We start from the raw sequence: 23555 nt of genomic DNA on the forward strand, positions 1-23555 counted from the left end.
CGTGCGCCGACCTCCGGCTCCGGCGCAGCGCCCTCGAGTTCTTTTCTTCGCGGCCTCTCCCGTCCAGGCCCTTCTCGTACCGCTCAGCCACGTCCACAAGTCCCCGCGCCGAACACGCGGCAGCCGAGCCGCTGTTCGGCCCAGCTCCTTGACCCGTCCGGGGCACTGCGTCCCCCAGCCGTACGACTCGAGCAGGACGGCGGCGCCCGGCACGGGCCACGATCGCTGACATGGGCTTCTCTCGCCGACACCCACTGTTCGTCGTCGTGCTGCTGTGCGCCTCGGCGGTTCTGGTGCCCCGACCGACGGCGGCTGACAGCGACGCTGGTGGGGCACCGGGCGTGCCCGCAGAGGCAGGGATCAGCGGCCAGGTGGCGCGCCTGTTCGAGGAAGCGGCGGTGGCTACGCAGCGGTACGAGGCAGGGCGGCGGGCGGCGGAGGCACAGAAGACGAAGGCGGAACGACTGGAGACGCTGCTCGCCCGGGAGCGGAAGCAGATCGCGGTGCTGAACGCCGCCCTCGGACGGATCGCGCGCGCCCAGTACCGCGAGGGCGGTGGGGTGCCCTACACCGCGCAGATGCTGTTCGCGGCGGATCCGGAGGAGCTGATGCGCGGTCAACGGGCCGTCTGGCAGGCCGATCTGGCGGTCAACAACGCCGTGACCAAGAACCGTCGCGCGGAGGTGAGGCTCGCCGAGGACGAGGGGAAGGCGGCTGCGGCGTGGCGGACGTTGGACGAGTGGAAGACCGGACTCGCCGAGAACAAGCAGGCGATCCAGCAGAAGCTCGAAGAGGCGCAGTGGACCCTCCAGGGGCAGGCTGACGCGGCGGTCGCGGCCGGCGCCTGCCGGGGAGCCGTCAGGCTGGACCAGCCGCCTGGCGCGCTCTCGAACGCGTGGGTCACGCCTGTGGACACGTACGAACTCTCCGCGGGCTACGGCAGCGGCGGTGAGCGCTGGGCCAGTCAGCACACAGGGCAGGATTTCGCGGTGCCGATCGGCACGCCGGTGCGGGCCGTCGGGGCCGGGCGTGTGGTGAAGGTCTCGTGCGGGGGCCCTTTCGGCATCGAGATCGTCGTCGAACACGAGGACGGCTACTACACGCAGTACGCGCACCTCGCCGCCGTCACCGTCGACCAGGGCGAACGGGTGGCCCCGGGGCAGTGGATCGGCCAGTCGGGGACCACCGGCAACTCCACCGGACCGCACCTGCACTTCGAGGTGCGGGTCACCCCGGAGCTGGGATCGGATGTGGACCCCGTGCCGTGGCTGCGGAACCACGGGGTGGAGTTGTAGCGGGCTGCTCCGGTACGGCGTCGGTCGTGGGCGAGGGGGTTCTCGTGAGCGGAAAGCCGCTTCGTGAACAGCCCGGCGGTCGTGAGCGGAGTGGCGCTGGTGGGGCGGCGGAGGCCGGCTACAGGCGTTCCGCGAGCAGCCGCTCGATCACGACCGCCACCCCGTCCTCGTTGTTGGCCACGGTCCGGCCGGAAGCCGCCGCGAGGACGTCCGGATGCGCGTTGCCCATGGCGTACGACCGACCTGCCCAGGTGAGCATCTCGACGTCGTTCGGCATGTCACCGAAGGCGACGACCTCCTCGTGGGAGATACCGCGCTCGGCGCAGGACAGGGCGAGGGTGCTGGCCTTGGAGACGCCCGGTCCACTGATCTCCAGCAGCGCGCTGGGGCTGGATCGGGTGATCGTGGCACGGTCGCCGACGGCGAGACGGGCGGTGGCGAGGAAGTCGTCGGGGTCGATCGACGGGTGGTACGCGAGAATCTTCAGCACCGGCTCGTCGTCGGCCACACCACCCGGAGCCAGCAGTTTCTCGGCGGGCGCGAGAGCGTCGGGGATCTCCATGTGCAGTCTCGGGTACTCGGGCTCCTGATGGAAGCCGTACGTCTGCTCGACCGCGTACACCGTGCCCGGCGCGGCATCGCGCAGCAGCCGTACGGCGTCGAGGGCGTTCTCCCGCGCGAGCTCGCGGACCTTGACGAAGCGATGGGCGCCCGGGCCGCCGTGCAGGTCGACCACGGCGGCGCCGTTTCCGCAGATCGCGAGGCCGTGGCCGTGGACGTGTTCGCTGACCACGTCCATCCAGCGGGCCGGGCGGCCGGTGACGAAGAAGACCTCGACGCCGGCCTCCTCGGCGGCCGCGAGGGCGGCGACGGTGCGGGGGGAGACCGACTGGTCGTCGCGGAGCAGGGTGCCGTCGAGATCCGTGGCTATCAGCCGGAGCGGGACGGTCGGGGCCGGGGTCTCGGGCTGTCTCGTCGCTGAGGTCACGGACCCCATTGTCGCGCATATGCGCGCACGGTCGTGCGGGCGCCTGCACAGGTGAGTGATTACCGCTCCGGGCCGCCGGCCGCGAGCGCTGTCACGACCGGCTGGGCCCGCGCTCCTACGGAGAGGGCCGTGCCCGCCCCGGCCGCGACGCTGAGGGCGCTCTCAGGCCAGCTGGGCGGGTGCCTCCATGGCGATCCGCTCGAAGACCTTCTCGTCCGCGGCGAAGTCCGAGTCCGGGATCGGCCAGTGGATGACGATGTCGGTGAAGCCCAGCTCGGCGTGGCGGCCCGCGAAGTCCACGAACGCGTCCAGTGACGCCAGCGGTCGACCGCGGTCCGGGGTGAACCCCGTGAGGAGGATCTTGTCGAGCCGGGCCGCGTCCCGGCCGAGTGCGGCGGCCGTGTCGGCCAGCCTCTCGACCTGCCCGCGAATGGCCTGAACCGACTGCTCGGGGGTGCCCGACTCGAAGAGCTTGGGGTCTCCGGTGGTCACCCACGCCTGCCCGTAGCGCGCGGCCAGCCGCATTCCGCGCGGCCCGGTGGCGGCCACGGCGAAGGGCAGCCGGGGGCGCTGGACGCAGCCGGGGATGTTGCGCGCCTCGTGGGCGGAGTAGTGGTCGCCCTCGTACGAGACGGAGTCCTCGGTGAGCAGCCGGTCGAGGAGGGGGACGAACTCGGCGAGCCGGTCGGCGCGCTCACGCGGTGTCCACGGCTCCTGGCCGAGCGCGGTGGCGTCGAAGCCGGTGCCGCCCGCGCCGACACCGAGGGTGACCCGGCCGCCCGAAATGTCGTCGAGGGAGATCAGCTCCTTGGCGAGGGTCACCGGGTGGCGGAAGTTCGGCGAGGTCACGAGCGTGCCGAGGCGCAGACGGTCGGTGACGGCGGCTGCGGCGGTCAGGGTCGGCACGGCACCGAACCACGGCCCGTCCCGGAAGGTCCGCCATGACAGGTGGTCGTACGTGAACGCGGTGTGGAACCCGAGCTGCTCGGCCCGCTGCCACGTGTCACGGCCGCCCTCGTGCCAGCGGAGGTAAGGCAGGATCACGGTGCTCAGACGCAGACTCATACGTCGAGCGTAAGGGCAGCCGTCGGATGGTCCCGCTCAGTGCGACTCGGGGAACCGCAGGTAGTGGGGCGGAACCGCCTCCGTCAGCCACACCCCGTTGTCGCTGACGCGGAAGACGTGGCCGTCGCGGTGCATGGCACCCGCGTCCACGGAGAGCACGACGGGCCGGCCGCGGCGGGCGCCGACGCGGGTGGCGGTCTCGCGGTCGGGTGAGAGGTGCACGTCGTGCCGGTTCATGGCGCGCAGGCCTTCGGCGCGGATCGCGCCCGCATAGGCCGCCACGGTCCCGTGGTAGAGGTACGGCGGCGGGGTCGCCGGGGGAAGGCCGAGGTCGACCTCGACGGTGTGGCCCTGGCTGGCGCGGATCCGCTCACCCTCGACGGCGAAGCGCTGCTTGTCGTTGGCCTCGACCACGTGGTCGAGCTCCGCCCTGGTGAAGCCGAAGCCGTGTGCGGCGGCCGCCTCGATGAGCGTGTCGATCCCGACCCAGCCGCCCTCGTCGAGCGTCAGGCCGATGCGCTCCGGCTGGTGTCGGAGGTGTTTGGAGAGGTACTTCGACACTCTCACGGTACGTCGTTCGTTCATCCCGCCAGCGTGCCTGGCGAGACCCGTGTCACGCACTTGAATTTGATCCGGATGTTTGATCCACAGCCAAGTGCAGTTATCCACAGGGGTATTGAGGATTCTGTGGACAACTGGTCGTGAAATTCAGGATGATTAGTCAATTTTGCTACTTTTATTCATATTTGACGCGAGGGCGTCCAAGGTACGCGCCTGTACCTCTCGTTCGGCTGCCGCCGTGATGAAGGCCGAAGTCTGCGCCGGACCAACCAGCTTCTCCACGGCTCGCATTGTGGACAGCGGGATCCGGACGGAACACGAGTCGTCCGCAGGTTCGGCGACCGGTGCGATGTCCAGGTGCCGACGCAGCTGCCGTGTCGCGAACAGTCGCATCGCGCGAGCGAGTTCGGCGTCCACTGTCTGCTGGGCCAGCGGCCGCAGCCGTCGTACGAGCGTCGCCGCCTCGACCGTGTCGGCCTCGGTGGGTGGCTGATGCGCTCCGATGTAGCGAGCGAACACGTGCTCGGTGGTGAACTCCAGGAAACGGGCGGCGATGTGCTCGACCTGTCCCCGCAACTCCCTTAGATGACCGGCGATCGCGGACAGCGGTACCCCGGCCTCGTGCAATTCGGCTGCCACAGCAAGCTCTTGGGGGCTCGGCACGAGAAAGAGGTCTTTCTCGCCGGGCACCTGCTCCAGCACACCCAGCTCGACCGCGTCCGCCACCGCCGCTTCGTCCGGAGCGCCGCCGAACCGCTCGACCAGCTCGGCCCGCGAGATTCGTACGGCCTCCTCGTCGGTCCACGGCCCGTCGACCTCCGCGGCCAGGCCGAGCACCCCGCCGAGTCCGCGGCCCGTGTCCCAGGCTTCCAGAAGCTCCTTGATGGAAGCCAGGGTGTAGCCGCGGTCCAGGAGGTCGGCGATCTGGCGCAGTCTGGTCAGATGTGTGTCCGAATAAATGTTCGCCCGGCCGCGCCGCTCGGGGCGGGGGAGCAGTCCGCGGTCCTGGTAGGCGCGGATCGTCCGGACCGTGGCGCCGCTGCGGTGCGCCAGATCCTCGATGCGATACGCGGCCCCGGCCGGTTCGTCGTTCACGGTTCTCGTGCCTCCATTTCTGCCTCGCCGTGCCGTCAGCCGACGGCTGGGCCGATGCCCCCGTGCGCTCGCGCCCGCCGCCGTACGTGCCGTGGCTCGCGCCCGCCGCCGTACGTGCCGTGGGCGGCTTCGCCGGATACTCGACCGCCCTGCACAGCGACCACTTCTGCGACGGCTGGCAGGAGTGGTGCAGATGCGCGGGACGGCCCGCGCCGAGCTTCTTCCACCCGGGAACAGGCCCTTGCGTACCGCCCTGTTGTGCGCAGCGAGTGAGTAGCGCAGGCGTCCAGCGAGCCTCGGGTCGTGCCGTATGCGACAGACAGCGCCCCCGCGTTCGCCGGCGAACGCGGGGACCGCCATGCCCGTGATCCGCCGGGCCTCAGGGGCAACTCACTGCCCTGGGGGGCTTTCTGCCTCGTGAACCGTCCCTTGACGGTGGCAGGAGCGAGCCCGGCCACTGGCACACCCCGAACGGTCTTGGGTGCACTGGGCGCCCGCTTCCACGGCCAAGCGGCGGCACGGAGCCCGTCCGTGGTCCAGCCCTGGTGGGGCGTGTCCCTCACGACTTGATCTGCCGGACGCGGCCAGGGGCGGTTGGGAGGCCCTGAACCATCTCTCTGGTGAATCAGGGGCTCCCGCGCCGACGCCGTAAAGGCAGATCCTGCGCGGGGCGATCACGTGATGCCCTTTCTCGTCCTGCTCGTTCCGGTGTCTCACAGCGGCGGCTCCAGCCGGGCGAGCGCCCGCAGCGCCCGCGGGGCGAACCGGGACATGAAGCGGCCGCCATGTGCTTCCGGGGTGACGGGGACGACCGCCTGGTTGCGGACGACCGCGCGCAGGACGGCGTCCGCGACCTTCTCCGGCGGGTAGTTCCGCAGTCCGTACAGCCTCGTCGTCTTCCGCTGACGGCGCTTCTCCTCCTCGGCGTCGACGCCGACGAAGCGCGCGGTCGAGGTGATGTTGGTGTTGACGATGCCGGGGCAGATCGCCGACACCCCGATGCCCTGCCCGGCCAGCTCCGCGCGCAGGCACTCGCTCAACATCAGGACGGCCGCCTTGGAGGTGCTGTACGCGGGCAGCGATCTGGAGGGCAGATACGCGGCGGCCGAGGCGGTGTTGACGATGTGGCCGCCCTGGCCGCGCTCGGCCATCTGCCTGCCGAACAGCCGGCAGCCGTGGATCACGCCCCACAGATTGACGTCGAGAACCTTCCGCCAGTCCTCGGGAGTGGTGTCGAGGAAGGACCCAGACAGTCCGATTCCCGCGTTGTTCACCAGCACGTCGACCACGCCGTACTCGGTGGCGACCTTCTCGGAGAGTTTCTCCATGGCCTGTTCGTCCGAGACGTCGATCGCCTCGGCCCAGGCGTCGGGCGCGCCGATCAGCCTGGACAACTCCGCGGTGCGGGCCGCTCCTTCGGCGTCCAGGTCGACGGCGACGACGCGTGCCCCGGCTTCGGCGAACGCGAAGGCTGTGGCCCGGCCGATGCCGCCGGCCGCTCCGGTGACCAGCACCAACTGCCCACCGAACCGGTCCGTGTACTTCCCGGTGGCCACCGGTGCGGGGCGTCCACCCTCGGTTGCCGTGACGAACTCCGTGATCCAGGCCGCCAGTTGATCCGGCCGCGTGCGCGGGACCCAGTGCTTGGCGGGCAGGGTGCGGCGGAGGAGCTGCGGGGCCCACGACTCCAGGTCCTCGTAGAGCTGCTCGGAGAGGAACTGGTCCCCCAGAGGTGTGATGAGCTGCACGGGCGCGTGGGCGTACGCGTCGTCACGGGGGCGGGCCAGACGGGCACGCATGTTGTCCCGGTACAGCCATGCCCCGTGCGCGGCGTCCGTGGGCAGCGACGGGCTCGGGTAGTCGCCCCGGGGCAGCTTCTCGGCCCGCCGGACCAGGCCGGGCCACTGTCTGCCGAGAGGGCCTCGCCAGGCGAGCTCGGGCAGCACGGGCGTGTGCAGCACGTAGATGTACCAGGACTTGGCGCCCTGGCCGAGGAGCTGACCGATCCGGCGCGGGGTCGGGCGCTTCACCCGCCGTTTGATCCAGTGCCCCAGGTGGTCGAGGGAGGGGCCGGACATCGAGGTGAAGGACGCGATGCGCCCCTCGGTGCGCTCGACCGTCGCGAACTCCCAGCCCTGCACGGAACCCCAGTCGTGCCCCACCAGGTGTACGGGGTGGCCGGGGCTGACCGCGTCCACGACCGCCAGGAAGTCGTCCGTCAGCTTCTCCAGCGTGAACCCGCCGCGCAACGGCTCGGGTGCCGTCGATCCGCCGTGGCCGCGCACGTCGTACAGCACTACGTGGAAGCGCTCCGCGAGCCGTACGGCGACCTCGGACCAGACCTCCTTGGTGTCGGGGTAACCATGCACGAGCACCACGGTCGGCTGCTCGGGGTCGCCCAGCTCGGCGACGCACAACTCGACCCCGCCCGAGCGCACCCGGCGCTTCCGCGCGTCTTCGAGCGTCACTGCACCCGTCACGTCTCCCCCTTCGGTCATCGGTACTTCTCCTCCGCCCACCGCCGGACGTGCGGCAGATCGTCGTCCAGCCAGAACGCGCTCTCCTCGGCATCTGCGGAGTCGGTGACGACCAGGATCTCCTCGAACTTCGCGCCCGTGCCCCGGAAGCCGAGGTGGGGCTCGACGGCCCACAGCCCCGGCTGCGGCGGGTGGTCGGAGAACCGGTACGGCGACCACAGTGGCGACCAGCCGTCGCGGTGTCCGCGCAGCGCGTCGGCCGCCAGGCCCTTCAGGGACTGTGTGCCGAACCCGAACACATGCGGTGACCAGCGGCGTTCCTTCACCCGGTCCACCTTGTGCGCGATGACACCGAAGGGGTAGGCGCGATGCCGGTTGGCATATCCCTGGCGGATCATGAGGCGGTCCACGTCCTCGTAGATCTCGCGCAGCGACCGACGCTCGCGCACCTCGCGCAGGATCAGCTCGCGGTGTGCTCCAAGGTCCGTCATCAGCTTGTCGTGCAGGGGGCTTGGCCCGAGGCAGCCCGAATAGCCGATGTCCGCCGTGTGGCCCTTGTATATGGGGGCCATGTCGAGGATGAAGGGCATGCCCGCTTCGAGGCGGCGGTCGGTGGGGAAGAACTGCAGTGGTACACGGAAGTCCACGAATGCCGTGCGGTCTCCGAACCAGGCGAACGGCAGGTGGAACCAGTCCTGTACGCCGCGCTCCCGCAGCCAGTGGCGCTGCATGCGCGCGGCCTCGCGCTCGGTCATGCCCGGTTTCAGCTGGGCCGCGACCGCTTCTGCGCACTCGTACGCCAGGGTCTGGACGTGCCTGAATCCCTGCAGTTCCGCGGCGAGTCGGCCTGTCGGTGCCGAGGTCATGTCACTGCCCCACCCGTCTTCGTCGACTACGGTCCGTGTTCGCAATGTGACAGCAATGAATGTGACAGTGATTGGCGGCTGCGTCAATGGGTGGGTGCTGGGCTGTGGAGAACCGTCGGCCACGGAGACAGACGGGAGGCGGGCACGGAGACAGGCGCGAATGCGGGCACGAAACGGCGACGCCGGTCGTTCAACACACGACGGCCGCTGCCACGCGGCTCGGCTCCGTCGGCTTGTTCGACCTCAGGGTGACCCCTAGGGGGACCGGCGGTGGATGCCCCCTACGGGCCCGTACGACTCGAGGGTGACGCCGAGACAGCTCTGCGGGGTGACGACCGCAGCGGTCCGCACCCCTAATGTCTAAATCGTGACTGTGATCGCGACCGAAAGCCTGAGCAAGCGGTTCCCGAGGGTGACCGCTCTTGACCGGCTCTCCATGGACATCGGACCCGGTGTGACGGGACTCGTCGGTGCCAATGGCGCCGGCAAGTCCACACTGATCAAAATCCTGCTGGGTCTGTCCCCCGCCTCGGAGGGCCGGGCCGAGGTGCTCGGCCTCGACGTCGCCACCAACGGCGGCGCCATCCGCGAGCGCGTGGGGTACATGCCGGAGCACGACTGCCTGCCGCCCGACGTCTCGGCCACCGAGTTCGTCGTGCACATGGCCCGCATGTCCGGGCTCCCGCCGACCGCCGCACGTGAGCGCACCGCGGACACGCTGCGCCACGTCGGCCTGTACGAGGAGCGGTACCGCCCCATAGGCGGCTACTCCACGGGCATGAAACAGCGAGTGAAGCTCGCCCAGGCCCTGGTGCACGACCCGCAGCTGGTATTCCTGGACGAGCCGACCAACGGCCTGGACCCGGTCGGTCGGGACGAGATGCTCGGCCTGATCCGCCGCATCCACACCGACTTCGGCATCTCGGTGCTGGTCACCTCCCACCTGCTCGGCGAGTTGGAACGCACCTGCGACCACGTCGTCGTGGTCGACGGCGGCAAGCTCCTGCGGTCGAGCTCCACCAGAGACTTCACCCAGAACACGGCGACCCTCGCGATCGAGGTCACCGACAGCGACGAGCACCCCGACGGCACTGGCGCGCTGCGTGAGGCGCTTCACTCGCGCGGGGTGACCGTCTCCGACGGAAGCGGCCTCCCGGGAGCAGGACACATCCTGCTGCTCACCGCCCAGGGCGAGGAGACCTACGACCTGGTCCGCGACCTCGTCGCCGACCTGGGGCTCGGCCTGGTCCGCATGGAGCAGCGCAGGCACCAGATCGCCGAGGTCTTCCAGGACAACGACGAGCAGACGGGCACCCGGAGCGCCCAGGACGCAGGGAAGGAGGCGGTCGGCCATGGCGGTTGAGCAGCACGGTGCACAGGCACCGGCCCTCGACGGTGGACAGCCCGCCCGCACGGGCGAGCAGAGCCGCATCCACAACATCGGATACCGCTCCTACGACGGCGCCCGCCTAGGCCGCGCCTACGCCCGCCGCTCGTTGTACTCGCAGTCCCTGCGCGGCGCGTACGGACTGGGCCGCTCGGTCAAGTCCAAGGTGCTGCCCATGCTGCTGTTCGCGGTGATGTGCGTGCCGGCGGCCATCATGGTGGCGGTCTCGGTCGCCACCCAGGCCAACGACCTGCCCATCAAGTACACCGACTACGCGGTCATCATGCAGGCCGTCATCGGCCTGTACGTCGCCTCCCAGGCACCGCAGTCCGTCTCGCGCGACCTGCGCTTCAAGACCGTTCCGCTGTACTTCTCGCGCCCGATCGAGACCGCCGACTACGTCCGCGCGAAGTTCGCGGCGCTGACGTCGGCGCTCTTCATCCTGACCGCGGTGCCTCTGCTCGTGCTCTATGTGGGTGCGTTGCTGGCCGAGCTCGACTTCACCGACCAGACCAAGGGACTCGCGCAGGGACTGGTGTCCGTGGCACTGCTCTCGCTCCTCTTCGCAGGCATCGGCCTGGTGATCTCGGCGGTGACCCCGCGCCGTGGTTTCGGCATCGCGGCCGTCATCGCTGTCCTGACCATCTCCTACGGGGCCGTGTCGGTCGTCCAGGCCATCGCCGATGTCCAGTCCAGCGCAGACGCGGTGCCCTGGCTCGGTCTCTTCTCGCCCATCACGCTGATAGACGGCGTACAGACCGCCTTCCTGGGTGCCACCTCCGCCTTCCCCGGCGGACACGGGCCCTCCAGCGGGCAGGGAGCCCTCTACCTCCTCGTCGTCCTGGGTCTCATCGCCGGTTCCTACGGCCTGCTGATGCGCCGCTACCGAAAGGTCGGGCTGTGACCACGCTCAACATCGACCACGTCTCACGCTGGTTCGGCAACGTGGTGGCGGTCAACGACGTCACGATGACGATCGGCCCCGGTGTCACCGGCCTGCTGGGCCCGAACGGCGCCGGCAAGTCCACGCTCATCAACATGATGGGCGGCTTCCTCGCCCCCTCCACGGGCTCCGTCACACTGGACGGCACACCGGTGTGGCGCAACGAGCAGATCTACAAGCACATCGGCATCGTCCCCGAGCGCGAGGCGATGTACGACTTCCTCACGGGCCGCGAGTTCGTCGTCGCCAACTCCGAGTTGCACGGCTTCGGGGCGAAGGCCGCACAGCGGGCGCTCGCCACGGTGGAGATGGAGTACGCGCAGGACCGCAAGATCTCGACGTACTCCAAAGGCATGCGCCAGCGCGTGAAGATGGCGTCCGCGCTGGTCCACGAACCGTCCCTGCTCCTGCTGGACGAGCCGTTCAACGGCATGGACCCGCGCCAGCGCATGCAGCTCATGGACCTTCTGCGGCGCATGGGCGACGAGGGCCGCACGGTGCTGTTCTCGTCCCACATCCTCGAAGAGGTCGAGCAGTTGGCGGCCCACATCGAGGTGATTGTCGCCGGACGGCACGCGGCGAGCGGTGACTTCCGGCGTATCCGCCGCCTGATGACCGACCGTCCGCACCGCTATCTGGTGCGCTCCAGCGACGACCGGGCCCTGGCCGCCGCGCTGATCGCCGACCCGTCGACCGCCGGGATCGAAGTGGACCTGGCCGAGGGCGCGCTGCGTATCCAGGCCGTCGACTTCGGCCGGTTCACGGCCCTGTTGCCGAGGGTGGCCCGGGACCACGGCATCCGTCTGCTCACGGTCTCGCCGTCGGACGAGTCCCTCGAGTCCGTCTTCTCGTATCTCGTAGCGGCGTAGGAGGCCGAAGATGTACGACCCCACAGTCGCCCGGCTCACCTACCGGGCCCTGCTCGGCCGCCGTCGGGCCCTCATTCTCAGTGCGCTGCCCGCCTTGCTGATCGTGCTCTCCGTGGCCGTGCGTGCCCTGAGTGGCGCCGACGACCAGGTGGCCGTAGACCTCCTCGGCGGGTTCGCGCTCGCCACGATGGTGCCGATCATCGGCGTCATCGCGGGAACGGGCGCGATCGGACCGGAGATCGATGACGGCTCGGTGGTGTATCTGCTGGCCAAGCCGGTGAAGCGGCCGACGATCATCTTCACCAAGCTGATCGTGGCGATCGCCGTGACCATGGCGTTCTCGGCCGTACCGACACTGCTCGCGGGCCTGATCCTGAACGGCAACGGACAGCAGATCGCGGTCGCCTACACCGTGGCGGCGCTGGTCGCCTCGATCGCGTACGCGGCGATGTTCCTGCTCCTCGGGACGATCACCCGGCACGCGGTCGTCTTCGGACTCGTGTACGCACTCGTCTGGGAGACCCTCTTCGGGTCCCTGGTGGACGGGGCACGCACGCTCAGTGTCCAGCAGTGGGCGCTCGCCGTCGCCCAAAAAGTCACCGACGGCGGTCTCGTGACGTCCGACGTGGGGCTGCCGACCGCGGTGGTTCTGCTGACGGTGGTCACGGCGGGTGCGACCTGGTACGCGGGGCAGAAGCTGCGGACGCTGAAGCTGGCCGGCGAGGAGTGACGGAACCCTCCGGGGCTCTCGGCCCCGGAGGCTCACCCTTCCTTGATCTTGACAGGGGCTTCACGCTCGTCCAGGCAGACCGAACGAGCGCAAAACGAAGGGCACAAGCGGCCAGGAGGGGCGGCCAGGAGAGCAGGAGGAACGGGGATGGCAACGGAGGTGTCGCCCGAAGGCGGCGAGGCACAGGGCGCGCTGACCGACAGCACGGTCGGGGACGGATCGGGCTCTGCGGTTGCACCGGGTGCCGGGGGCGGAGCCACAGCCGGAGCGGCTATCGGGGCCGGCGCGGGTTCCGGTGGAGTGCCGGGCGCCAAGGGGGGATCCGGACCCACGTCGGAATCGGGCGTCCGGGCCGAGGCCGGTGCCGGGAACGCGAGCGAGGGTGTCTGGGACGACACCGTTCTGGACGAGGACTTCATACGGTCCGCCGAGACGGCCGAACCGTCGGCGCGGGCCCGGATGCTCGCGGCGCGCTGGCGGCAGCAGGCCCCCGATCCCCAGCCCTGGCGCTCGGACGAGCCGCCGGCCGGGTGGTTCTTCAGCAAGGCGCGACGCCGCAGGTGGCGCCGCCGATGACCGCTCGTCGTGGCCGTGGCCCTTGCGACGGATATTCGGTGGCGGGCAACTCGGCCGCCGGGCACAGTGGTTGATGTCGAGGTCGCCGGGTCGCGCCGGTGCCACGTTCTGGGAGAGGAGCCCGGCTATGCTGTCCTTCAGGTGCAGTACGTCGAGTTCCCGGCGGGGCAGCTCATGGCGGGCTCCGGAGTAGTTACCCCTCCGTCGAGTCCGTCCCCCCAGTGGGGAGCTGCCCGGGGCGGCCGCTTCGAGCGCGCGAATCGCTTCGCGTGGGCCGCCCACCCGGAGGATTGGCTGAGTGGTAAGGCACCGGCTTGCTAAGCCGTGGTCGGGTTTTGCCCGCGCACGTTCGATTCGTGCATCCTCCGCCGTCTCGCTGTCGCTGTGACTTGGCCCAGGTTGTGGGCTTTGGGGGTACGTAGAGGGAGGCTCGTGGGGGTGTGCTTGCCCTCGGGGGCCTTCTTGAGAGAGCTCAGCGGTCCGTGCTGGTGCTGAACGGGGTGGGTGTTCTGCTCACCGGCGTTGCAGGGTGACTGCGCGTCCTTGCTGTAGTCGGCTCCCCCACCACCGCGTGCCTCGCTGTTGTCGTCACCACCCGCCACCGCGCGCTCACTCTGCTGTCGGCTCCCCGCTGTCGTGCCGCTCGATGTCGACGGGCACACCGCCACCGAAGCCCTCAGCGTGGCCGGCTCCCGTCAGGCCGGGGTTCGCGAGGCGAACCCCCTGGCGTCGGCCAACCCCCATCGGCGTCGCTTCGCCGGGGCGTTCAAGGGGTGTCGGCTTCTAGCTCAGCAGGCGTTCCAGTACCTCGGCGATGCCGTCGTCCTCGTTGGAGGAGGTCACTTCGTCGGCGATGGCCTTGAGGTCGGCGTGGGCGTTGGCCATGGCTACGCCGTGGGCGGACCAGGTGAACATCGGGATGTCGTTGGGCATGTCGCCGAAAGCGATGGTGTCGGTGCGCTTCGCGCCGAGGCGGCGGGCGGCGAGGGAGAGGCCGGTGGCCTTGGTGAGGCCGAGGGGAAGGAGCTCGACGATGCCCTCGCCGGCCATGGCGACCGTGACGAAGCCGCCGGCGGCCTGGCGGGAGGCTTCGGCGAGCTCGTCGGAGGTCAGTGTGGGGTGCTGTATGTAGATCTTGTTCAGCGGAGCTGCCCAGAGGTCGGACACGTCTGTGAGCGGGGTGGTGGGCAGTTTGCCGTGCAGGGCGTAGCCGGCGCCGACCAGTATTTCGCCCTCCAGACCCGCCTGGCTGGCGGCCAGGTGCAGGGGTCCGACCTCCGCCTCGATCTTGGCGAGGGCCACGGCGGCGAGCTGCCGGTCCAGGGTGACGGCCGTGAGCAGCCGGTGCTCTCCGGCGTCGTAGACCTGGGCGCCCTGGCCGCAGACGGCCAGTCCCCGGTAGCCGAGGTCGTCGAGGATGTGGCGGGTCCAGGGGACCGCCCGGCCGGTGACGACGATGTGGGTGGCGCCCGCCGCGGTGGCCGCGGCGAGCGCCTCACGGGTGCGCGGGGAGACCGAGTCGTCGGAGCCCAGGAGCGTTCCGTCGAGATCGGTCGCGATCAGCTTGTACGGAAAGCCCGAGGGCTGCACGGACCGTTCGGAAACCTTGGACGCCTCGGACGCCGTGGTCTTCCCGGAGTCCGAGGAGCCCTCGGGGGCAGCCGTTTCGCTCACTTGGCTACCGGCTCCAACACCTCGCGGCCGCCCAGGTAGGGGCGCAGGACCTCGGGGACGTGGACGGAGCCGTCGGCCTGCTGGTGGTTTTCCAGGATCGCCACGATCGTGCGCGGGACGGCGCAGAGCGTGCCGTTGAGCGTGGCCAGCGGCTTGATCTGCTTGCCGTCACGGACACGGATCTGCAGACGGCGCGACTGGAACTCCGTGCAGTCGGAGGTCGAGGTCAGCTCGCGGTACTTGCCCTGGGTCGGGATCCACGCCTCGCAGTCGAACTTGCGCGAGGCCGAGGAGCCGAGGTCGGCGGAGGCGACGTCGATGACACGGAAGGGCAGTTCCAGCGACGTCAGCCACTGCTTCTCCCAGTCCAGCAGGCGCTGGTGCTCGGCCTGGGAGTCCTCCGGCGCGACGTACGAGAACATCTCGACCTTGTCGAACTGGTGGACGCGGAAGATGCCGCGGGTGTCCTTGCCGTGCGAACCGGCCTCGCGGCGGAAGCAGGGGGAGAAGCCCGCATAGCGCAGTGGGAGGCGGTCGGCGTCGATGATCTCGTCCATGTGGTACGCCGCGAGCGCGACCTCGGAGGTGCCGACCAGGTACAGGTCGTCCTTGTCGAGGTGGTAGACGTCCTGGGCGGCCTGGCCGAGGAAGCCCGTTCCGGCCATCGACTGCGGGCGGACCAGCGCCGGGGTCAGCATCGGGGTGAAGCCGGCCGCGGTGGCCTGGGCGATCGCCGCGTTGACCAGGGCGAGTTCGAGGAGGGCGCCGACGCCCGTCAGGAAGTAGAAGCGCGAACCGGAGACCTTGGCGCCGCGCTCGGTGTCGATGGCACCGAGGATCGTGCCGAGCTCCAGGTGGTCCTTCGGCTCGAAGCCCTCGGCCGTGAAGTCACGGATCTCGCCGTGCGTCTCCAGCGTGACGAAGTCCTCCTCGCCGCCGACGGGGACGTCGGGGTGGACGAGGTTGCCGAGCTGGAGGAGGAGTTCCTGGGTCTCGGTGGCGGCCATGTCGCGCTCGGCGTCGGCGGCCTTGACGTTGGCCTTGAGCGTTTCGGCGCGCTTGAGCAGCTCGGCCTTCTCGTCGGCGGAGGCCTTGGGGATCAGCTTGCCGAGCGATCGCTGCTCGGCGCGGAGCTCGTCGAAGCGGACGCCGGAGGACCTGCGCCGCTCGTCGGCGGACAGGAGGGAGTCGACGAGCGCGACGTCCTCTCCACGGGCGCGCTGGGACGCGCGCACACGGTCGGGGTCCTCACGGAGCAGGCGAAGGTCAATCACCCCGCAAGGCTACCGGTGCGTGGTTCCGGCCCACGACTCGAATTCGCTCCGCGCCACTTCTGTGTTGATTTGACCCAAATGTCGATCGCGGCGGCCGGAGGGAGTGGAGGGCGGTGAAGGGTGGTGTGTGGGTGCCGGTAAAAGTCAATGAATGGGGTTCGACCCCCTGAAAGGGGGTGCAGGTGTGGCGACTGGTTGACTCGACTTCCTTGTGCCGCACGGGACTTGGGGATCGACTGTCCACAGAAGTCCACAGTGCCGCAGAGTTATCCACAGGCTGTGTGAAAGATCTGTGGATCGAGAGAAAGATCATTGGGGTAGCGGGCCGTCGACTTGAGGATTCCCGACTCAAACCACCTTCACGCCCACTTTCGAGTGGATTCGCGGGTGAATGGGTAGCTCTAAAGGATTGACGGGAGGGGACGCGTGGACGAAGGGTGACCTACGGGGTTGTGGACGCAGTCGGGCCCATGAAGGGGATTTGTCGACTACGTGGCGATGTGTTGTCGACTTGTCCCCAGGTCGAGAAGCCGCCCTGTGGATAACTTCTGTGGACAAAGAAAATAGGCAGGTAGGACCGGCGGCAGGCAGGCCCGGAATCGACTCCGTGGAATCGACTCCCGGGACGGGCTCCCTGGGACGGGCTCCCTAGAACCGGCAGCCCTGGGACGGGCGTCCTAGAACCGGCAGCCCTGGGACGGGCTTCCTAGAACCGGCCGTCCTGGCAGCGCGCCACCCAGTCCGCCGCGGCCACGAACTCGGCGTCGGAGGTGCCCGGCAGAGTGGGCCGGATCTTCGCGGTGGCGGCATCCGCACGCGGGTACGAACCGAGGAAGCGGACCTGGAGGCAGATCCGCTTGAGGCCCATCAGCGCCTCGGCCACCCGGCGGTCGGAGATATGGCCTTCGGCGTCGATGGCGAAGCAGTAGTTGCCGATGCCCTCGCCGGTCGGTCGGGACTGCAGCAGCATGAGGTTGACGCCACGGACGGCGAACTCGCCGAGCAGGTCGCGCAGTCCGCCGGGGTGGTCGTCGCGCTGCCAGATGACGACGGAGGTCTTGTCGGAGCCCGTCGGGGCGGCGGGCCGGGCGGGGCGGCCGACCAGAACGAACCGGGTCTGGGCGTTCTCCGCATCGTGGATCTCGGTCTGCAGCGCCTCCAGGCCGTACCGCGAGGCCGCGAACTCACCGGCGAAAGCGGCGTCGTAGCGGCCTTCCTGGACGAGGCGGGCGCCGTCGGCGTTCGAGGCGGCGGACTCCCAGACGACGTCGGGCGAGAGGTTGGCCTTCATCCAGTTGCGCACCTGTGGCTGGGCGGCCGGGTGCGCGGTGACCGTCTTGATCTCCGAGAGCTTGGTACCCGGCCTGACCAGCAGCGCGAAGGTGATCGAGAGGAGCACCTCGCGGTAGATCATCAGCGGGGCGCCGGCGACCAGCTCGTCGAGCGTGGTCGTGATGCCGCCTTCCACGGAGTTCTCGATCGGGACGAACGCGGCCTCGGCCTCGCCGTTGCGGACGGCGTCGAGTGCGGCGGGGACGGACACCTTCGGGACGAGCTCGCGGGTCGCGGACTCCGGCAGCGTGCGCAGGGCGACCTCGGTGAAGGTGCCCTCGGGGCCGAGGTACACGTAGCTGGCTGGCATGGACTCACCCTAATGGGCCTCGCCTGGCCCCGGCGCACTATCCCGTCCCCACCACCCCTGAGAGCGACGTACGGCCCTGTGGGCGCCCGCACGCCTCCTCGGAACGCGGCGGGTCAGGACCGGGCAGGGCGAGGCCGGGCGAGGCGATCGAAGGGTGACCCAGCCTCCTCCCGCGGGCCAACCCTCCAGTCGGCTAGCCCTCCAGCAACCCCTGCCCCACGTACTCCCCCTTCGCCGCGCCCCCCGGCACCGCGAAGAGGCCGCTGGACTCGTGGCGGATGAACTTCGAAAGGGCGTCGCCGCGGTCGAGTTTGCGTTGGACGGTGACGAAGCCGCGGAGAGGGTCGGCCTGCCAGCAGACGAAGAGGAGACCGGCGTCGGGGACACCCTTCGCGTCGATGCCGTCGTGGAAGGAGAACGGGCGACGGAGCATGGCCGCGCCGCCGTTCTGGTCGGGGCGGGTGATCCGGGCGTGCGCGTTGATCGGGACGAGGAGATTGCCCTGGGCGTCGGTCTTCTCCAGGTCCATCGCGGTCGTCTCGATCGCCTTCGTGCCCCCGCTCAGCGGCGCGCCGTCGGACTTCCGGCGCCCGATGACGTCCTCCTGCTCCTTGACCGAGAGGTGCTCCCAGTCGTCGAGGAGCATGCGGATGCGGCGGACGACGGCATACGAGCCGTTCGCCATCCATGCCGGGTCCGAGCCACCTGCGGAAGGCACGAAGATCCGCTCGTCGAAGTCGGACTCGGTCGGCTTCGGGTTGCGGGTGCCGTCGATCTGCCCCATCAGGTTGCGGGCCGTCATGGGGTGGGCCGTGGCGCCCGGCGAACGGTTGAAGCCGTTCATCTGCCACCGCACCCGGGCCGCCCTGCCAGCGTCCTTCTGGATGGCGCGCAGGGCGTGGAAGGCGACGAGTGCGTCGTCGGCCCCGATCTGCACCCACAGATCGCCGTTGCTCCGTGTCCTGTCGAGCTGGTCCGAGGAGAAGTCGGGCAGCGGGTCCAGGGATTCCGGGCGCTGCTTCTCCAGGCCGGTACGGGCGAAGAAGCTGTGCCCGAAGCCGAAGGTGACCGTCAACGACGACGGCCCTGCGTCACGGGCGACATCCGTGTCGTCCTGGGCCGCGGCCTCGCCCGCCATCAGCCGCCGGGCCGTCTCCGACCAGCGGCGCAGCAGAGCGGCGGCCTCCTTGCGTCCTGCCCCGGCGGCCAGATCGAACGCGACGAGGTGGCCGCGTGCCTGGAGGGGGGTGGTGATCCCGGGCTGATGTTTCACGTGAAACATCACCTCCCCGGCGCCGAGGGAGGACAGAGGGGCGACCTTCTCGGTGGAGGAGGACGAGGAGGACCCGGCCGCGTATCCGGCGGCGCCGCCTGCCGCGCCCAGCGCAAGGCCGGTCGCGCCGGCGGTGCCCAGAAGGAGGCGACGCGAGATCGTTCCACCAGGCGGTGGGATGTTGTTCTCCCGCCGCGACTCCGAGGGGCTGGACGGCGACTGCGCGTCGTTCGTGGTCGCTCGCGCCCGCGCGGCGGCAGCTGTGGGTTCAGCATCGCCCCGCGTCCCTTCAGGGGTGGCGGAGTCGCCGTCGACAAGGTCCTGGTCAGCCATGATGTGTTTCAGCCGATCTTCGCGTTCTTGCTGACGGTCACCTGGTCGATCTCAGATGTCCGTACGGTGATCTCGATCTTCCAGTTGCCGGCCATGGGGATCTGTACGCCGTTCGCCGTCCAGTGGCCGGTGGTGACGCGGTCGGGGACCACGGGCAGCGGGCCGATCTCCTTGGCCTCCAGGGTGAAGGCGACCTTCACCTCGGGGACGTCGAAGGGCTTGCCGTCGGGGCGCTGGACGTAGACGTGCATCTCGTTGGCGCCCACGCGCGCGGGGTCGATCTGCAGCCGGGCCACGCCCTGGCCGTTCTTGCCCCCCGTATCGAACGACATGTCCAGCGCCAACGCCCCTGACGTCTCGTCCTCCTGCGTCACGGCAGCGTTGGCCGCCTTGGCCTCCTCCACCGTGCGTCCCGGTTCGGCGGAGGTCAGCACCGTCGTGACGGCGAGCAGTACGACGGCGACGCCCGCCTCCGCCAGCACCGACCGGCGCAGACCCGTTCGGCCCGGATCGGCGTTCCGTATCCGCTGCTCACGCGCGCTCGCCACCGCCGCCTGCTGCCGGGCGAGCTGAGCGGCCCGCTCGGAACCCTCGCCGGTGACCTTCTCGGAACCTCCGCCCGCGCCCCGCGCGGAGCCACCGGTGGCGTGCGTGGCCGCCGGCTCCTTCTCCACCACGGCTTCCGCTTCCACCACGGCCGGTGCTTCCGCCAGTTGCGCGGTCCACCGGCGGGAGATCCACGCGATCCCGACGAGTACGGCGACCAGGCCGACCTTCACCAGGAGCAGCTGCCCGTAGGAGGTGCCGGTCAGCGCGGACCAGGTGCCGACCTGGCGCCACGACTGGTAGATCCCGGTCGCGGTCAGGACGAGCACGCTGCCGAACGCGACCCGCGAGAACCGTCGTACGGCGTCGGTCTCGATCTGTGCGTCCACGGGCGCCCGGAACAGTGCCACGAGCAGGGTCGCCAGGCCGCCCAGCCAGGCGGCGACCGCCAGCAGGTGCAGGATGTCGAGGGGCATCGAGATACCCGTCTGGATGCCGGTCGAGGCGTGCTCGGCCATCGCCCAGCTCGCGGCGAGACCGGCGGAGACCACGCCCCCGCCGATGGCCAGCCCGAAGGTGAGGTCCCGCCGGAGGGACTCGTCGTCGGCCTCTTCGTCCCCGGAGTCCTCTTCCGAACCCTCTTCGGAGCCCTCGTTCGAGCCGTCCTTCGAGCCGTCCTTCGAGTCCTCCTCCAAGTCCCCTTCTGAATCCCTTTGGGTGTCGGTGTCGGTGTCCCCGGAAGAGCCTGAACGAGCCCGAGGAACCTCCACGGCCTCTCCGCCGTCCTCGACCTCCACGGCCCCGCCGTCGTCCTCGACCTCCTCGTCCCGTCGCGCGTACGCCCCGAACAGGACCGCGATGAACAGTGCCGCAGCGGCGAGCAGCAGCAGGCGGGAGACGAGGGCGGCGCCCGTCTTCGTCTGCAGCACCTGGCCCAGGAGGTCGAGGTCGAAGACGTCGCCGAGCTTGCCGGAGCCGGTGTAGGAGCCGCGCAGGAGCAGCATCGCGAGGGTGGCGGTGGTCAGCGTGAGCCAGCCGGAGACCACGAGCCGCTGCACCGGCCGTACCCCGGCACCGCGCTGCCAGCAGGCCAGCACGAAGGCCGCGCCGCCGACCAGCAGGATGAAACCGGCGTACGACAGGTACCGCGCGAACCCGTAGAGCCCGCCGACGATCCCGCCGCCGACCTCCTGCTCGGGTACCGCGACCGTCGTCTTGGAAGGTGCCCCCACGGAGAAGGTGAAGGCGCCGGAGACGGGGTGGCTGTCCGCCGAGACGACCTGGTAGGTGACGGTGAACGTGCCGTCGGGCAGGCCCGAGTGCAGCTCCACCGCATAGCTGTTGCCGCCCAGGTCGGTGATCTCGCCGGTGTCGGCCTCCTTGCCCTTGGGGTCGTACACGCGCACCGCGCCGTCGGACATCGCGACCTTCTCGGAGAAGGTGAGCGACACCTGACCCGGTGCCTCCTGGACCACCGACCCCTGCTGAGGGTCGCTGCCGGTCAGCGCGGCGTGCGCGGAGACGGGCACGGCACCGGCGAGCAGCGCTCCGACGGTGGCGAACAACAGCAACAGCAACGGCCTCAGCAACGGCCTCAACCGGCTCAAGGGTGCTACCTCCCTCAGTGCCCGTTGGTCGGCTGGTACGTCGCCGACTTCACGGGCATCTCGACCGTGATGGCCTCGGACTTGGTGAAGTTCAACCGCAGGGACACCGTCTCGCCTTCCTTCGGCTTGCGATTCAGGTTCTCGAACATCAGGTGGTTTCCGCCGCTCTTGAGCACGAGTTCGCCGTCGGCGGGGACCTTCAGGCCTGTGACCTCCCGCATCGACTGCCCGGTCGTCTCGTGGACAGTGACGTCCCGGGCGATGTCGCTGGTGACGGAGGTCAGCTCGTCCGCCGCACCGCCGTCGTTCTCGATGACGAGGTAACCGGCGGCCAGGGAGTCCGTGACGGGCTGCGGCATGTAGGCGGACTTCACGGACAGCTTCGCGGCGGACGAGGAGGAGGCGGAAGAAGAGGAGTCGGAGGACCCGCACCCGGCCAGGACGAGCGCGGCGGTGGTGACCAGGAGGGGGCCGGTGAGTCGATGCCTCACGGGTTCTCACCCTTGAGCAGCTTCGGCAGGTCCTTCTCGTAGTCCTGCACGGTGGCCTTGTCGTTGTACAGCACATAGCCCCCGTCGGTCTTCGGCGAGAACGCGATGACCTGGGTGCCGTGCTCGGAGATGGTCTTGCCGTTCTCGTCCTTGGTCGGCGGGTTGATGGAGATGCCGAGTTTGAAGGCGCCGGCCTGGATGTCGGCGAAGTCGCCGGTCAGGCCGACGATCTCGGAGTCGATGCCCTTGAGCCACTTGCCGAGTTCCGCCGCGGTGTCCCGCTCCGGGTCGGTGGTGACGAAGACGAGCCGGAGGTTCGCCAGCTCCGACTTGGACACCTTCTTCGCCACCTCCTTCTTCGCGACCGCGAGGTTGTTCATGGTCAGCGGGCAGACGTCGGGGCAGTTGGTGTAGCCGAAGTAGATCAGCGTCGGCTTGCCCTCGGTCTCCTTGCGGAGGTCGTACGGCTTTCCGTTCGTGTCGGTGAGGACCAGGTCCGGCTTGGTGAACTGCCGGTCTAGGACCGTGGCTGCCTTCTGCGGGCCGGTGTCGGAGACCTCGGCGACAGACGTCGTGGAGTCGTCGCCGGTTCCGCAGGCCGAGAGGGTGAGGACGGCCGCGACCAGCAGGGCGCCGGCCGCGAACGTCTTCTTCGTCGTGTTCGTGCGCATAGAGAAATGTCCCAGTTGTTCGAGCCCCGGCGCGCACGGGGGCGTACGCCGTCGCGGACAGCCTGTGTACGAACTCCGGTTCGGACTCCGGTTCGGACTTCGGTACGAAGTTCGGGACGGAGTTCGTGACGAGTTCTGTACGGGGCCGCGTGCGCGCCGAGGGGAAGGGGCCGAGAAGCCGGAGGCTCAGGCGTTCGTGCGCCGACGGCCGGCCAGGACGCCGTACGCCACGCCCGCGGCGCCGACGACGATGCCGACGATGCCGAGGACGCGGGCGGTGGTGTCGCTGGTGTCGGCGGGCGCGGCGGCGGTCTCGCTCGACGCGGCCTTGGCGTCGTCGGCGTCCTCCGACTCGTCGGAGGCGGTGGAGGCGCCGGACGAGCCGTGGTGGTCCTCGGAGGCGGTCGACAGTGCGAGCACGGGGGCCGGGTTGTCGGGCTCCTCCTCGCCGTCCTTGGGCACCTCGATCCAGCGGACGACCTCCTTGTTGGAGTACGTCTGGATCGCCTTGAAGACCAGTTCGTCGGTGTTCTCGGGGAGCTGGCCCATGGAGACCGGGAACTTCTGGAAGAAGCCCGCCGCGATGCCGTCACCGGTGGCGGTCCAGGTGATCTTGGAGATGGCCTCGTCGATCTGTTCGCCGTGCAGTTCGACCGGCTTGTCGAGCTTGGCCTTGGTGACCTTGATCTTCCAGCCGGGGATGGCCTCCGGCTGGGCCGAGGCGAGCGGGTGGTCGGTCGGGAAGTTGACCTCGAGCTTGGTGGTCGTGGCGTCGTCGCGCTCGTTGGGGACCTTGAAGTTGACGGTCGCATACCCGCCCTTGGCCGCCGTGCCCTCCGCCGCGACGCTGACGTGCGCGAACGCGGGGCCGGACAGGAGGAGGACGGCCGAACCGGCGAGGGCGCCGACGGCGGCGATACGAGAAGCCTTCATGACTGGTGACACTCCACAGTGAGTGAGGGAGGAGAGAGGAAGAGGGGCGCGCGCCACGAGTCGGCAGCCGAGGCCGGAAGCGGGGAGCCCGCGGCCGGGAGCAAGGAGCGGAAACGAATGCGCGCGATTCTCGTCGCCCTGCGACGGACTCCCCTCCCAGGTGTGGAGTGAGCGGGCGTCGTGTCAGGCGGCGAGGGCGAAGGCGGGCGCTGCGGTCGGCGGGCCGCGCCGGACGAGCGTGTGCTGGAGGGCGGTCGTC

At 69.7% G+C, this 23555-nt stretch carries 20 protein-coding genes and 1 tRNA gene; 7 read left to right on the forward strand and 14 right to left on the reverse strand.

Going from position 1 to position 23555, the window contains the following annotated elements; translation table 11 throughout:
- Positions 1 to 230: 230 nt before the first annotated feature.
- Positions 231 to 1295, forward strand: a complete 1065-nt coding sequence (locus AWZ10_RS13430) for a peptidoglycan DD-metalloendopeptidase family protein (RefSeq protein WP_046704286.1) — start codon at positions 231 to 233, stop codon at positions 1293 to 1295.
- A 118-nt stretch (positions 1296 to 1413) separates the two neighbouring features.
- Here the strand turns inward: AWZ10_RS13430 and AWZ10_RS13435 are convergent, their stop codons facing one another.
- The 6 genes from AWZ10_RS13435 to AWZ10_RS13460 all read right to left on the reverse strand — a co-directional run bounded on the left by AWZ10_RS13435 (position 1414) and on the right by AWZ10_RS13460 (position 8347).
- Complete coding sequence (locus AWZ10_RS13435) at positions 1414 to 2283, reverse strand: HAD family hydrolase (protein WP_046704304.1); 870 nt, start codon at positions 2281 to 2283, stop codon at positions 1414 to 1416.
- Positions 2284 to 2445: 162 nt separating this feature from the next.
- Entirely contained in the window at positions 2446 to 3348 is a 903-nt protein-coding gene (locus AWZ10_RS13440) for an LLM class flavin-dependent oxidoreductase (RefSeq protein WP_037689564.1), read from the reverse strand.
- A 36-nt stretch (positions 3349 to 3384) separates the two neighbouring features.
- Complete coding sequence (locus AWZ10_RS13445; RefSeq protein WP_060891152.1) at positions 3385 to 3933, reverse strand: RNA 2'-phosphotransferase; 549 nt, start codon at positions 3931 to 3933, stop codon at positions 3385 to 3387.
- Between the two features lie 132 nt (positions 3934 to 4065).
- Positions 4066 to 5004, reverse strand: coding sequence for a MerR family transcriptional regulator (locus tag AWZ10_RS13450; protein WP_046704284.1), 939 nt, complete (start codon positions 5002 to 5004; stop codon positions 4066 to 4068).
- Between the two features lie 713 nt (positions 5005 to 5717).
- Positions 5718 to 7502, reverse strand: coding sequence for an SDR family oxidoreductase (locus AWZ10_RS13455; RefSeq protein WP_060891153.1), 1785 nt, complete (start codon positions 7500 to 7502; stop codon positions 5718 to 5720).
- The gene (locus AWZ10_RS13460) at positions 7499 to 8347 is read right to left on the reverse strand and encodes a M24 family metallopeptidase (protein ID WP_060891154.1); all 849 of its coding nucleotides are present in this window, start codon (positions 8345 to 8347) and stop codon (positions 7499 to 7501) included. The genes AWZ10_RS13455 and AWZ10_RS13460 overlap by 4 nt, the downstream gene beginning before the upstream one ends.
- A gap of 373 nt (positions 8348 to 8720) precedes the next feature.
- On the opposite strand from AWZ10_RS13460, the gene AWZ10_RS13465 reads away from it, so the two are divergent.
- The 6 genes from AWZ10_RS13465 (at position 8721) to AWZ10_RS13490 (ending at position 13220) form a co-directional block, all read left to right on the forward strand.
- On the forward strand, positions 8721 to 9710 hold the full coding sequence (locus AWZ10_RS13465) for an ABC transporter ATP-binding protein (RefSeq protein WP_046704281.1): 990 nt from the start codon (positions 8721 to 8723) through the stop codon (positions 9708 to 9710).
- Positions 9700 to 10638, forward strand: a complete 939-nt coding sequence (locus AWZ10_RS13470; protein WP_046704280.1) for an ABC transporter permease subunit — start codon at positions 9700 to 9702, stop codon at positions 10636 to 10638. Before AWZ10_RS13465 ends, AWZ10_RS13470 begins: the two co-directional genes overlap by 11 nt.
- A complete protein-coding gene (locus tag AWZ10_RS13475; RefSeq protein WP_046704279.1) occupies positions 10635 to 11546 on the forward strand; it encodes an ABC transporter ATP-binding protein in 912 nt (303 codons plus the stop codon). Before AWZ10_RS13470 ends, AWZ10_RS13475 begins: the two co-directional genes overlap by 4 nt.
- Positions 11547 to 11556: 10 nt before the next feature.
- A complete protein-coding gene (locus AWZ10_RS13480; RefSeq protein ID WP_037689545.1) occupies positions 11557 to 12276 on the forward strand; it encodes an ABC transporter permease in 720 nt (239 codons plus the stop codon).
- 300 nt (positions 12277 to 12576) lie between these two features.
- Complete coding sequence (locus AWZ10_RS13485; RefSeq protein WP_046704278.1) at positions 12577 to 12852, forward strand: SGM_3592 family protein; 276 nt, start codon at positions 12577 to 12579, stop codon at positions 12850 to 12852.
- 284 nt (positions 12853 to 13136) lie between these two features.
- A tRNA-Ser gene (locus AWZ10_RS13490) sits at positions 13137 to 13220 on the forward strand.
- A gap of 415 nt (positions 13221 to 13635) precedes the next feature.
- Here AWZ10_RS13490 and AWZ10_RS13495 read toward each other — a convergent pair.
- From AWZ10_RS13495 to AWZ10_RS13530, 8 genes are all read right to left on the reverse strand, one after another.
- On the reverse strand, positions 13636 to 14442 hold the full coding sequence (locus AWZ10_RS13495) for a Cof-type HAD-IIB family hydrolase (RefSeq protein ID WP_046704303.1): 807 nt from the start codon (positions 14440 to 14442) through the stop codon (positions 13636 to 13638).
- Between the two features lie 80 nt (positions 14443 to 14522).
- The gene (serS, locus tag AWZ10_RS13500) at positions 14523 to 15800 is read right to left on the reverse strand and encodes a serine--tRNA ligase (RefSeq protein WP_060891155.1); all 1278 of its coding nucleotides are present in this window, start codon (positions 15798 to 15800) and stop codon (positions 14523 to 14525) included.
- A gap of 706 nt (positions 15801 to 16506) precedes the next feature.
- Positions 16507 to 17442, reverse strand: a complete 936-nt coding sequence (gene pheA / locus AWZ10_RS13505; protein WP_046704276.1) for a prephenate dehydratase — start codon at positions 17440 to 17442, stop codon at positions 16507 to 16509.
- A 193-nt stretch (positions 17443 to 17635) separates the two neighbouring features.
- Positions 17636 to 19048, reverse strand: a complete 1413-nt coding sequence (efeB, locus tag AWZ10_RS13510; RefSeq protein ID WP_060891156.1) for an iron uptake transporter deferrochelatase/peroxidase subunit — start codon at positions 19046 to 19048, stop codon at positions 17636 to 17638.
- A gap of 8 nt (positions 19049 to 19056) precedes the next feature.
- Positions 19057 to 21201 carry a copper resistance CopC/CopD family protein gene (locus AWZ10_RS13515; protein ID WP_060891157.1) on the reverse strand — a complete coding sequence of 715 codons (2145 nt, stop codon included), beginning with the start codon at positions 21199 to 21201 and terminating at the stop codon, positions 19057 to 19059.
- Between the two features lie 14 nt (positions 21202 to 21215).
- Positions 21216 to 21692, reverse strand: coding sequence for a copper chaperone PCu(A)C (locus tag AWZ10_RS13520; RefSeq protein WP_060891158.1), 477 nt, complete (start codon positions 21690 to 21692; stop codon positions 21216 to 21218).
- Entirely contained in the window at positions 21689 to 22363 is a 675-nt protein-coding gene (locus tag AWZ10_RS13525) for an SCO family protein (RefSeq protein ID WP_046704274.1), read from the reverse strand. Before AWZ10_RS13525 ends, AWZ10_RS13520 begins: the two co-directional genes overlap by 4 nt.
- 186 nt (positions 22364 to 22549) lie before the next feature.
- Complete coding sequence (locus tag AWZ10_RS13530) at positions 22550 to 23296, reverse strand: YcnI family copper-binding membrane protein (protein WP_060891159.1); 747 nt, start codon at positions 23294 to 23296, stop codon at positions 22550 to 22552.
- Positions 23297 to 23555: the final 259 nt, after the last annotated feature.

This window comes from Streptomyces europaeiscabiei, assembly GCF_001550375.1.
GTDB lineage: Bacteria > Actinomycetota > Actinomycetes > Streptomycetales > Streptomycetaceae > Streptomyces > Streptomyces europaeiscabiei.

Bases quoted from the DNA above. Each gene is read 5' to 3' on its own strand.
- AWZ10_RS13430 (WP_046704286.1), top strand. From the start codon at position 231: ATGGGCTTCTCTCGCCGACACCCACTGTTCGTCGTCGTGCTGCTGTGC.
- AWZ10_RS13440 (WP_037689564.1), bottom strand. From the start codon at position 3,348: ATGAGTCTGCGTCTGAGCACCGTGATCCTGCCTTACCTCCGCTGGCAC.
- AWZ10_RS13445 (WP_060891152.1), bottom strand. From the start codon at position 3,933: ATGAACGAACGACGTACCGTGAGAGTGTCGAAGTACCTCTCCAAACAC.
- AWZ10_RS13455 (WP_060891153.1), bottom strand. From the start codon at position 7,502: ATGACCGAAGGGGGAGACGTGACGGGTGCAGTGACGCTCGAAGACGCG.
- AWZ10_RS13460 (WP_060891154.1), bottom strand. From the start codon at position 8,347: ATGACCTCGGCACCGACAGGCCGACTCGCCGCGGAACTGCAGGGATTC.
- AWZ10_RS13470 (WP_046704280.1), top strand. From the start codon at position 9,700: ATGGCGGTTGAGCAGCACGGTGCACAGGCACCGGCCCTCGACGGTGGA.
- AWZ10_RS13480 (WP_037689545.1), top strand. From the start codon at position 11,557: ATGTACGACCCCACAGTCGCCCGGCTCACCTACCGGGCCCTGCTCGGC.
- pheA (WP_046704276.1), bottom strand. From the start codon at position 17,442: ATGCCAGCCAGCTACGTGTACCTCGGCCCCGAGGGCACCTTCACCGAG.
- efeB (WP_060891156.1), bottom strand. From the start codon at position 19,048: ATGGCTGACCAGGACCTTGTCGACGGCGACTCCGCCACCCCTGAAGGG.
- AWZ10_RS13525 (WP_046704274.1), bottom strand. From the start codon at position 22,363: ATGCGCACGAACACGACGAAGAAGACGTTCGCGGCCGGCGCCCTGCTG.
- AWZ10_RS13530 (WP_060891159.1), bottom strand. From the start codon at position 23,296: ATGAAGGCTTCTCGTATCGCCGCCGTCGGCGCCCTCGCCGGTTCGGCC.